At 60.8% G+C, this 10,283-nt stretch carries 6 protein-coding genes; all 6 read left to right on the top strand.

Translation table 11 applies throughout. From position 1 onward, the window contains the following. Positions 1-1,059, top strand: a 1,059-nt coding sequence (locus DFR29_RS28435; RefSeq protein ID WP_133822028.1) for a type VI secretion system Vgr family protein, incomplete at its 5' end; no start/stop codon positions are given. Between the two features lie 11 nt (positions 1,060-1,070). Continuing rightward, entirely contained in the window at positions 1,071-2,108 is a 1,038-nt protein-coding gene (locus DFR29_RS28430; protein ID WP_133822027.1) for a DUF2169 family type VI secretion system accessory protein, read from the top strand. Further along, positions 2,101-7,530: an RHS repeat-associated core domain-containing protein gene (locus DFR29_RS28425; RefSeq protein ID WP_133822026.1), complete on the top strand. Its 5,430-nt coding sequence runs from the start codon at positions 2,101-2,103 to the stop codon at positions 7,528-7,530. The genes DFR29_RS28430 and DFR29_RS28425 overlap by 8 nt, the downstream gene beginning before the upstream one ends. 13 nt (positions 7,531-7,543) lie before the next feature. Beyond that, positions 7,544-7,960 (top strand): hypothetical protein, encoded by a 417-nt coding sequence (locus tag DFR29_RS28420; RefSeq protein ID WP_133822025.1) that lies wholly within the window; start codon positions 7,544-7,546, stop codon positions 7,958-7,960. A 795-nt stretch (positions 7,961-8,755) separates the two neighbouring features. Beyond that, complete coding sequence (locus DFR29_RS29855) at positions 8,756-9,616, top strand: reverse transcriptase domain-containing protein (RefSeq protein WP_208113770.1); 861 nt, start codon at positions 8,756-8,758, stop codon at positions 9,614-9,616. Next, on the top strand, positions 9,613-10,080 hold the full coding sequence (locus tag DFR29_RS29850; RefSeq protein WP_208113769.1) for a group II intron maturase-specific domain-containing protein: 468 nt from the start codon (positions 9,613-9,615) through the stop codon (positions 10,078-10,080). The genes DFR29_RS29855 and DFR29_RS29850 overlap by 4 nt, the downstream gene beginning before the upstream one ends. The last annotated feature ends 203 nt before the right edge of the window (positions 10,081-10,283 follow it).

The following is a 10,283-nucleotide window of genomic DNA, read 5'->3' as shown; positions in this document are numbered from 1 at the left end:
CGCTACGGCAGGAAGGATGAAAACTCCTCGTGCTGGATCCGCGTCTCGCATCCCTGGGCCGGTACCGGCTTCGGTGGCGTGCATATTCCGCGCATCGGGCAAGAGGTGCTGGTCGATCACCTGAACGGCGATCCGGACCAGCCCATCGTCGTTGGCCGCGTCTACAACACCAACAACCCGCACCCCTGGAACCTGCCGGCCAATGCCACGCAGTCGGGCTTCCTGACGCGCTCGAGCATGGGCGCAACCTGGCAGAACGCCAACGCGTTGCGCTTCGAGGACAAGAAGGGCGAGGAACAGGTCTGGCTGCATGCGGAAAAGAACCAGGATATCGAAGTCGAGAACGACGAGACGCACTGGGTCGGGCACGACCGCACCAAGACCATCGACCACGACGAAACCGTGCACGTGAAGCACGACCGTACCGAGACGGTCGATCACAACGAGACGATCACGGTGCACAACGACCGCACCGAGCGCGTCGATCACAACGAGAAAATCAGCATCGGTGACAACCGCAGCGAAGACGTCGGCAAGAACGAAGCGGTAGCCATCGGCAACAACCAGACCCACAGCGTCGGCGACAACCGCACGCGCTCGGTGGGCAAGAACGAAATACTGAGCATCGGCAGCAATCGCAGCAAGAAAGTCGGCAAGAACGAAAGCGACAAGATCGGCAAGAGCTGGTCGATCAAGGTCGGCAAGTTCAAGACCGAGACCATCGGCATGGCCTCGATGCAGAACATCGGCCTGGGCAAGATGACCAACGTCGGCCTGGGCTATATGCGCAATGTCGGCATGATGATGACGAGTGTGGTCGGGGTAAGCCGTACCGACACCATTGGAAAGAACCATACCGCGACAGTCGGAAAAGTGTTCACGCTGACGGCCGGCGGCAAGAGCGTCATCGTCATGGACGACAAGAGCATCATGCTGCAGATCGGCCAATCGAAGCTGGTGTTGCAGGACGACGGCAAGATCACGTTGCAGGGTATCGAGGTGCTGATCGACGGCAAGGCCCTGGTCGACATCGATAGCGACAAGATCGACCTGAACTAAAGGAGTGGTTCATGACCGTCGTCGTCAATCAGTCCTTGTATCCGGTGCAGGGCATCGAGCAGCGTTTCTATCACGGCAATCGCTATCACTGCATTTCTGCCAAGGTCGCGCTGCAGTGGGACGGACAGGGCCGTTTGCGCAGTCTGCCAAAACAGCTACCGCTGCTGCGCAACGATGTCTGGCACGACCAGGAAGACCGTTCCAGCCTGCGCTGTGCCAGCGAGCTGATTCCGTACAAGCCGGCGACCGACGTATTGGTCGTCGGCAGCGTGCGGCCAGCGGACGGCAGGCCGACTACCGGCTGGGCCGGCGCGCTGCTGATCGGCGAGCGCGAGAAGCGCCTGCGTTTTTTTGGACCGCGCTACTGGCGGCATAGCCTGTTGTCGGGCTGGCGCCTGTCCGGGTCAGAACCCTGCAGCGAGGTTGCCTTGCTGTACGAGAACGCGTACGGCGGCGTCAGCGATGTGTCGAAAGCGCACTTCGACGACGGCGAGTTCTATCCGGCCAATCCGCACGGCTGCGGTTTTGTCGGCCGTCATCGGCCCGATACGGCGCAGGTCTATCGCGCCGCGCAGATCGAAGCCTGGGATGGCGCGATCACACGCTTTGGCCGCGACGAACCGGTCGGCGGATTCGGTCCGATACCCGGCTATTTCCCGGCGCGCGCGCAGCACATGGGTAGCTGGAACGCACAGGATACTGCCGTCATTCCCTTGGACATGGATATGCGCTACTGGAATACGGCACCGCCCGATCAGCGCAGTGCCGAATACCTCAAGTGCGGCGACCGCATTTCGCTGGTCGGCCTGCGCCCGGGGCCGCCGCTGAGTCTGGAGATTCCGCCGTTCGAACCGGCGCTGGTCTGCCTGTTCGCCGATCGTCATCGCGAAGCGCGCCGCATGCACCTGGACACGGTCACGATCGACCTGGACCAACAGCACCTCGTACTGCGCTTCCAGCAGATCGTCGCCTTCAATGTTGCGCTGAAGCAGATCGAAGTGCGCTGCGCGCCGTGCAAACCCCTGTCCGGCGAGGTGGCGAATGGCTGAGTCGATCAAGGCGGAGAAGATAGGCACGCATTTTGCGGCCGTCGTATCGCCCTCGCTTGCGACGACACCGTTCGGCAAGCGCGCCGTACCCACCTTGCCGGCGGTTGACTTCAGCTTGGCGCTGAATACCTCGCCCACCAGCAACGGCAACTCGGCGCCACTGTTCCTGCTGATGTCACTGGCAACCAACGCAACCGGCGATACGCTGTTCCTGCCGACCGAATGCCTGCCCGACAACCCGGTCGACATGAGCTTCGCCACTGCCCATGGCCATATGGGCCTGATCCTCTCGCTCAAGGCACCGCTCCAGTCCGGCGCGATCAATTGCGGCGTGCTCTCCGGGCCGCAGGCTTCCTGCAGTGCCGAGATCGAAGCGCTGGTGGCTGCCCTGGCCGAGAAAATGGCGAACGAGTTCCAGCAGGCGCCGCTGCGGTTTCTGCAGCAGTTCAACGACTCTGCCAATGCAACGGTCGGCCGTATTCTCGAAACGAAAGCCACCTCCGCCATGGACTGGCTGGCCGGTGCGCGCGACTGGGCGGTAGAGCAGACCTCCTACGGCATCGAATACGTGCTTGACGGCGCCGCCGCGCAGGACATCGCCAGCGCCGCCGACTATGTCGCCAGCGGCCAGATCGTCAGCGACGTAAGGGACGGTGCCGCGGCCGCCTATGAATGGAGCGCCGAAGCGCTGGAGACGCTGCAGAACCTCGACTACGAACAAGTCTACGAAGCCTGCAAGCAATGGCTGCTGGAAACCCTGGGCGAGCTGACCTGCGATATGCGCGACGCGTTGGCGGCGCTACTCGCCGATCCGCGCGACATGTCGGTAAAAATGGGCGAAATGTACGGTACTGCTAAGGTGGCGGTCGCCGAAGCGGCGGCGGCCGTTGCCGTCGACGTGCTGGTGACCAAGGGTGCGGCATCGGCTGCGACGCGCGTCGGTGCGCTGGTGGCCAAGGCAGGGCCGCGCCTGGGCAAGCTGAGTGACACGATTGGCGACATCATCCGGCGCGCGAAGACGAAGCCGGACAAGGGGCCGGACACGCATCCCCGCGCCGACAAGCCCGCACCGCATACGCCGGCCGGCGGCAAGATGCCGGAGGCGGACAAGACGCCCGAACCCAAGCGCGACGGCGATACTGTCGACGGTCCGCCCAAACCGATTCCCTGCCTGGATTGCCCGGTCACGGTACACCCGGTTAATACCGTCTTCGGCTGCAAGATCCTCAATGGCGAGCAGGAACTGGATTTCGTCATCGACGCACCCTTGCCCCTGCGCTGGCAGCGCACCTACGTGTCGAGCAATGCGCAGGAGAGTTGCCTTGGCCAGGGCTGGAGCCTACCACTCGATTTTCGCATTGATGTAGAAGATGCTGCGCTTGTACTGATCGATACGCAGGGGCGGCGCATCGTGTTTCCGCTGGTCGCCGTCGGCGCGCAGTCGTTCTCGCCGTACGAGCAGGCCACGTTGCACCGGCCCGGCCGCAACCGCTGTGAGTACGTCACATCCGATGGACTGCGCCTGATTTTCGGTCTCGCGCCGGCGGACTACGCCAGACTCGCCGCGCTCGATCAGGCAGAAGCACGCCAGGCGGAACAGTTCGATCATGCGCTGGCGGCCCTACGCGAATCGGGTCTGATCGATCTGCGTGCCGTGAGTTCCACGGTTGCGGCCGATCATCGACCGCCGCAGGCGGACCGCTTGCGGCTGCTCGGCCTGGTCGATCCGAATGGCAACTGGCTGCGCGTGCACTATGCCGCCGACAATCTGCCGCACGTGGTCGAGTGCAGCGACGGACAGCACATCGGTCTGTATTTCGACAGTGGGCGCAGCGCCGCGGCAACACCGCGTCTACGGCGCGTGTCCGCATTGATGGGCGTGCCGGACGACCACGGCCGCTTTGCCGCATCGCGCATGCTGATCGAATATCGCTATAGCGACGAAGGCGATCTGGTCGCCGTGGTCGACGACAGCGGCACCATCGTGCGTAGTTTCGCCTGGTCCAACCATATCCTGGTCGAACACGCCGAGCCTGGCGGCATCGTCTCGCGCTACGACTGGGACACGACAACACCGCGCGGCCGCGTCGTACGCAACCGTGTTTCCACGGGCGAACACCTGCGCTTCGAATACGATCCGCTCGCCAGGCGCAACCGCGTGATCGATGCGAGTGGCCGCGTCACCACGTACTGCTACGACGACAGCTTCTACTTCACCGGCCTGATCGCTGCCGACGGCGCGCATACCCGCTACCAGCGCGATGGCCACGGCAACCTGATCGCGGTCACTGATCCACTGGGCCGCAGCACTCGCTACAGCTACGACGGCAGCGGACGCCTCGTGCGCATCGCCCAGCCCGACCAGGGCGTCTACCTGCTGCGTTACGCGGCTGCCGGCCGCCGTCCTGTTGCCATCACCGACCCGTTGGGCCAGACCACAGAATACGACTACGACAGCCGCGGTAACATGACTGAAACCCGCGATCCGATCGGCGCAGTAACGCGCTACGAACTCGATGCGCGGGGTCTGCCGGTGCGCATCCACGATGCGCGCGGTGGTACCGTGACACTGAGCTACGATCGCAGCGGCCGACTGCTCGAATACCGCGACTGCCTGGGCCAGCCTACGCGCCACAGCTATGACGACCGCGGCAACCTGAGCCAGACCACTGACGCGCTGGGCTCTATCACGCAGTATCACTACCAGTGCATCAACCGGCAGCACAGGGTAGTTGCCATCGTGCAGGCCGATGGCGCGGTCGAACGCCTGGCCTATGACACGCTGGGTCGTCTTATCGCCAGCATCGATGCCAATGGCAACGTCACCCGCTATGCGCTGGCCGCCGACGGGCAGCCCCTGGTGCGCGAGAACGCGCTGGGGCATACCTTGCGCTATCAATACGACGTGCATGGCCGCCTGATCGTGCTGACCAATGAGAACGGCGCGGTGTATCGCTTCGCCTGGGATGCGGCAGATCGCCTGATCAGCGAGCGAGGGTTCGATGGGCGGCGGATGGACTATCGGTATAACGCGGCGGGCGAATTGGTCGAGATGGCCGACGGTGTGGCCGATGGACAGGCGTGGCTGGGCGCCGGGCAGAGGGAAATCGTCCGCGTACGCTATCAGCGCGATGCGGCTGGCCGGCTGATCGACAAACTCAGCGCCAAGCAGACCGGTTCGGGCCAGCCCGAAGTGCGTCATAGCCGCTATCGCTATAACCTAAACGGCGAGCTGGTCCAGGCGCGCAATGCGCACGCCCGTGTCGACATGCACTACACGCCGGCGGGTCGACTGGCACGCGAAGTTTGCGTAACACGAGGCGGTCAGGCGACGACGCTGGAACATGCCTACGACGGGTTGGGCAATCGCTTCCAGACCGTTCTCCCGGATGGGCGCGTGCTACGTCACCGTCTGTACGGTTCCGGCCATGTCGACAGGATCACGCTGGACGATCAGGAAGTCTGCAGCTTCGAACGCGACGCAATGCACCGCGAAACGGTACGACGGCAAGGCTCGTTGCAGACCTTCTATGAGCGCGACGCACTGGGCCGCTTGCTGCGTCAGAACACCCGGGAAGCCGATTCCGCGTCGGCAACTGCCGAGCCTCGTATTGCCCGCCAGTATCGCTACGACCGCAGCGGTCAGCTGCTCAGCGTCGACGACGCCCGCAACGGTGCCAGCCTGTATCGCTACGATGCGACCGGCCGCTTGCTTGCGGCACAGGGGCCGGCGGGCGAGGAGCGGTTTGCATTCGACCCCGCCAGCAATCTGCTCGATACAAATGCCTCGTCGATTCAGGCGGGGCCGATGCCGCCACGCAGCTGGACCGAGTTGGAATGGCAAGCCTATGTTCGCGAGAACATTGCCAAGCCCGACTTCAATCCGCTGTTTGCACCAGAGCAGGCCGCGGCCAATCCCGCAGATTGGACGCAGGCCAAGCCGAACCGGCTGATGGTTTATCAGCAGCACCGCTATCGCTACGATCGCTGGGGCAACTGCATCGAGAAACGCTCGGGCGCGCACGAGGTACGGCGGTTCTGTTGGGATGCGGAGCATAGGCTTGAGCGTGCGCAGGTTACGCGTGTCGAGCGTGGGCGTCTGGTTACCGAGCTGTGGGGCTATGACTACGATCCGTTTGGGCGGCGGATTGCCAAATATCGACTGCCAGAACAGGTTGTCGCCAATAGGTCATTACAAAAGATTGCAAGCTCCGCGTCGCAGAAACTGCATCCTTCTGACGCCTCACGACCTTGCATCGCTAGCGCCGCCACACATTTTTGCTGGGACGGTAACCGACTGCTGATAGAGGGCAGTGCCGATCAGCAATCGCTGCATATCTATGAGCCAGACAGTTTCGTTCCGCTTGCATTGTTCCGTAGTGTAGTTCGCTCTACCGGGACGGCCGCAGGTGATGCCGACAGCGACGTGGTCGTTGCTCGTCGTGAGCGGCGGCGTAGCAAGAGTGCGCGTAGGGCTAATAAGTCAAGCGTGTCGTATAGCCGAGCAGCCTTCTCAAATCGCCTGAAGCGCGACTACAGCAGCCTCCCTCTGGAATGGCAAGCCCTGCAAGAGCAGTATCCCGAGCAGTGGGCGCTGGTCGCCAGGCGTCAGGAAAAACTGAATCGGCAGATGCGCGCTCAGCTAAAGACATTGGTCGCAGCGGATCCAGTCGTGGGATCGACAGGCGAAATCTTTCATGTCCACACGGATCACCTCGGCACGCCTCAGGAAATGACCAATCGCGAGGGCGAAATAGTATGGGTGTCGTCTTACAAGGCGTGGGGAGCGGCAGCAGATATCGAGATTCTGCCGCGCCCATCACTTCTGGAAACAGGTCACACGGTTCGGACAACAGAAGAACGGAAAGACTTACATTTTGTGCAAAACCTACGTTTCCAGGGGCAGTTTTTTGATCGGGAAACTGGACTGCACTACAACCGCTTTCGCTACTATGACCCGGATATCGGCAAGTTTTCGAGCCAAGATCCGATCGGCCTTCTGGGGGGGACGAACTGCTACGTTTACACGCCAAATCCAGTCAATTGGGTTGATCCTCTCGGCCAGTCGGCTTGCAGACCTCAAGGTATTCACGAAGACAATGCTACCAAAGGAGTGCACCTTGACGTAACCGCTGGCGGTCGTAAAGTCGAGCTAAGTGCAGTCCCTGACCACAAGGGAGGAGTGACATTCAAACCCGTTTTTAGCCACTATCCAGCCGACGTTGTTGAACGTGCCAAGGAAGAAGCAGAAGACTGGCTTGCGAAGCCCGACAATGCTAGAAAGTTGCTCGATAATGCTGAAAGAACTCTGAGTTTTCTGCAGGGGCTTGCAAAATGCACAGGCGCTATTGCGAAACTTGCGCAAGGAAAGTCTGCGGAGACCAGTTTCCTGGTCAAGGCACTCAGGAAAAAATTGCCGTAGAAAGGATCATTTAATGAAGAAGATAGTCGAGTTCAAGCCCGGATCCGTTGTTCTTCATTTCAGCAAGAGCGACAGTCGGCAGTCTATTATTGATGCTCTGGGCGAGCCAGAAGGGACTACAGATCAACGGCGTGAACCGATTGTATATAAATATGGAAATATTTATTTCACTTTAATAAAAAATTATATTTGTGGAATTGGAATAGATCTTTCAGCGGACGCAGATGCTATTTGGTGCAATGTTGATCTGTCCGATGTAGAAGGGCTTCGAGGTCTTTCAATGAACGAGGCAGCTGACTTTTTTTTCGGGAAATCTCTTGGCGTCGTGGTCGTTCGCGACAATCAGCTTGCTATAAATGAACGCCCCGAATTCTTTATCAGTTTTGACGATGACGGAATTGTTGATCGAGTAGGGATCAAGTCATATTGATATCCCTGTATGGACAGGTCGCTATGCGTTGGGACCGTTCAGCTAGACGAGATCAGATTACAAGAGCACGCGAAGTCTGCTGGCCGACCAGTGCAATGGTTCGTGCGTTAGAATTTCCGAAAGGAAAGGTGTTGGCTCATACAGAAGTGGATGCTGACTCATAGGGTGGGCTTCACGCTCTTGAATATGAGCTGGCTCGTTTTGGAGTTGGTGATTGAATTGGCTCTCGACCCAAGTTCGTCTACTCACACCCTTCAGGCAATTGTCTTAACGCCAGCGCCGCTAAGGAAGGTCTGAAGTGCGCCGTGTAAAGGCGCAGTCCTCCAGCTAGAGAGTAGTCCAGCCCGGCAACTATTGCTCCGGCCGGTAGCAACCGAAGCGGCGGTGTAGGTAACGAACCGCCGGAGCCTTCGGTGTAAAGGGTCGTGAAAGCGACTCGGCGAGTATGCAGGCCGTAACGAGAGTGAACGCTGAGCAGGCCCCGAAAATACTGATGCGGAAGTCGACCTGTCTTCAGATCAGGGAAGACTGACATCGCGAGGGAGTTGAGCAACTGGGTCCTCGCGATTCCGCCGGGGTAGTGGCGACGGCATGTAGGCACAGGAGGACTGTTGCAACACGGGAAGCCTCGTCGATGGTCGAGGTGCGACCAACGAGACGCCCGCGAGGGACAGGCTCGGTCGGTCGGGGTGGCGGATGGGTTCGTAGTACCGATGAAGCCGGGTAATGCCGGCGGAGGGAAGGAGCCCTGGTTCGAGGAGGACGCTGGAAGAGGCGAGGGACAGGAGATTGGTGTTGAACCTACAAACTCCAGAAAGTGTTCAGAAGCTTCAGAACGCGTTGCATGCCAAAGCGAAGGGATCGCCTAGTTTTCGCTTCTACGCGCTGTACGACAAGGTGTATCGCGACGACATTCTGGACTTTGCCTACCGGCTCGCACGCAGCAATGGCGGCGCACCGGGTGTCGACGGCCAGGACTTTGCGGATATTGAGGCGTACGGCGTAGAGCGCTGGTTAGGCGAGCTGACGCAAGCTCTGAAGGAGAAGAAGTACCGCACACAAGCGGTGCGACGGGTCTACATCCCCAAGGCGGACGGTAAGCAGCGTCCGCTGGGCATTCCGACGGTGCGCGACCGGGTGGTGCAGACGGCGGTGGTATTTGTATTGACGCCGATCTTCGAAGCCGACCTGGACCCGCACCAGTATGCCTACCGACCGGGAGGCAGCGCGCACGATGCGGTGCGCCATGTGCATCGGCTGCTCAACACGGGATACACCGAGGTGGTCGATGCGGATTTGAGCGACTACTTCGGCAGCGTGCCGCACGCCGAGCTGATGCGCTGCCTGGCACGTCGGATCGTCGACCGCCATTTGCTGGCACTGATTAAACAGTGGCTGGTGATGCCGGTGGATGAAGACGACGGTCGCGGCGGCACGAGGCGTACGACGACGGCGAAGGATGACAAGCGCGGCACGCCGCAAGGCGCGCCGATTTCGCCGTTGCTGAGCAATCTGTACCTGCGCCGCTTTATGCTGGGATGGAAGGCACTGGGCCTGGAGCGCAAGCTGCGGGCTCAATCGTTTCCTATGCCGATGACTTCGTCATCCTGTGTCGTGGCAGTGCGGCGACAGCCGATGCCGCAATGCGCAGCATGATGCAGAAACTGAAGCTGACGGTGAACGATGCCAAGACCCATACGCGCCGAATACCGGCGGAACGTTTTGACTTCCTGGGTTACACTTTCGGACGCTTCTACTCGGCGAAGACTGGGCGGGCCTTCATCGGCACGCGTCCGTCCGCCAAGAGCATTCGCAAGGTGGGGCGGACGATCCACGATCTGACCAGTCGACGCTGGTTGCTGCTGGACGAACGTGACCGCGTAGAGCGCCTCAACCGCACAATGGTGGGGTGGGCGAACTACTTCTGTCTAGGCTCAGTCAGCCGCGCCTACATCGCGCTGGATCGGCACGCGTCGCGCCGGCTACGTCGGTGGTTGTGCTTGAAGCACAAGGCCAAAGCGAGGAGCGCGCAACGCTTCTCCTACGAGTTCCTGTATCACCAACTGGGGCTCGCACGGCTGGGTGCGACGACGCGCAACTTCCCGTGGGCGAAAGCATGATGGCCTCGTCCGAGCGCCGGATGCGGGAGATCCGCACGTCCGGTGCGACGAGCGGGGGCTGGAAACGGAGCTTCATCGCTACCGCGCCAGTCCCCGACTCCACCAAGTCCCCCCATTTTGTGCTGAGATTAGCCCACGCAGCAGCAGGACATAACCGATGGACCAGATGAGCTTCGGCGACGGGGAGTACGCGAGCAAGCGCA

The organism is Tahibacter aquaticus, assembly GCF_004363655.1.
GTDB classification, from domain to species: Bacteria; Pseudomonadota; Gammaproteobacteria; order Xanthomonadales; family Rhodanobacteraceae; genus Tahibacter; species Tahibacter aquaticus.
Note: the sequence above shows the minus strand (reverse complement) of the source record. Positions and strands in the feature narration are given on the sequence as shown.

What these genes read in the sequence shown, in the direction of transcription:
- DFR29_RS28425 (WP_133822026.1), top strand. Translation starts at nt 2,101, where the DNA reads ATGGCTGAGTCGATCAAGGCGGAGAAGATAGGCACGCATTTTGCGGCC.
- DFR29_RS29850 (WP_208113769.1), top strand. Translation starts at nt 9,613, where the DNA reads ATGATGCAGAAACTGAAGCTGACGGTGAACGATGCCAAGACCCATACG.
- DFR29_RS28420 (WP_133822025.1), top strand. Translation starts at nt 7,544, where the DNA reads ATGAAGAAGATAGTCGAGTTCAAGCCCGGATCCGTTGTTCTTCATTTC.
- DFR29_RS28430 (WP_133822027.1), top strand. Translation starts at nt 1,071, where the DNA reads ATGACCGTCGTCGTCAATCAGTCCTTGTATCCGGTGCAGGGCATCGAG.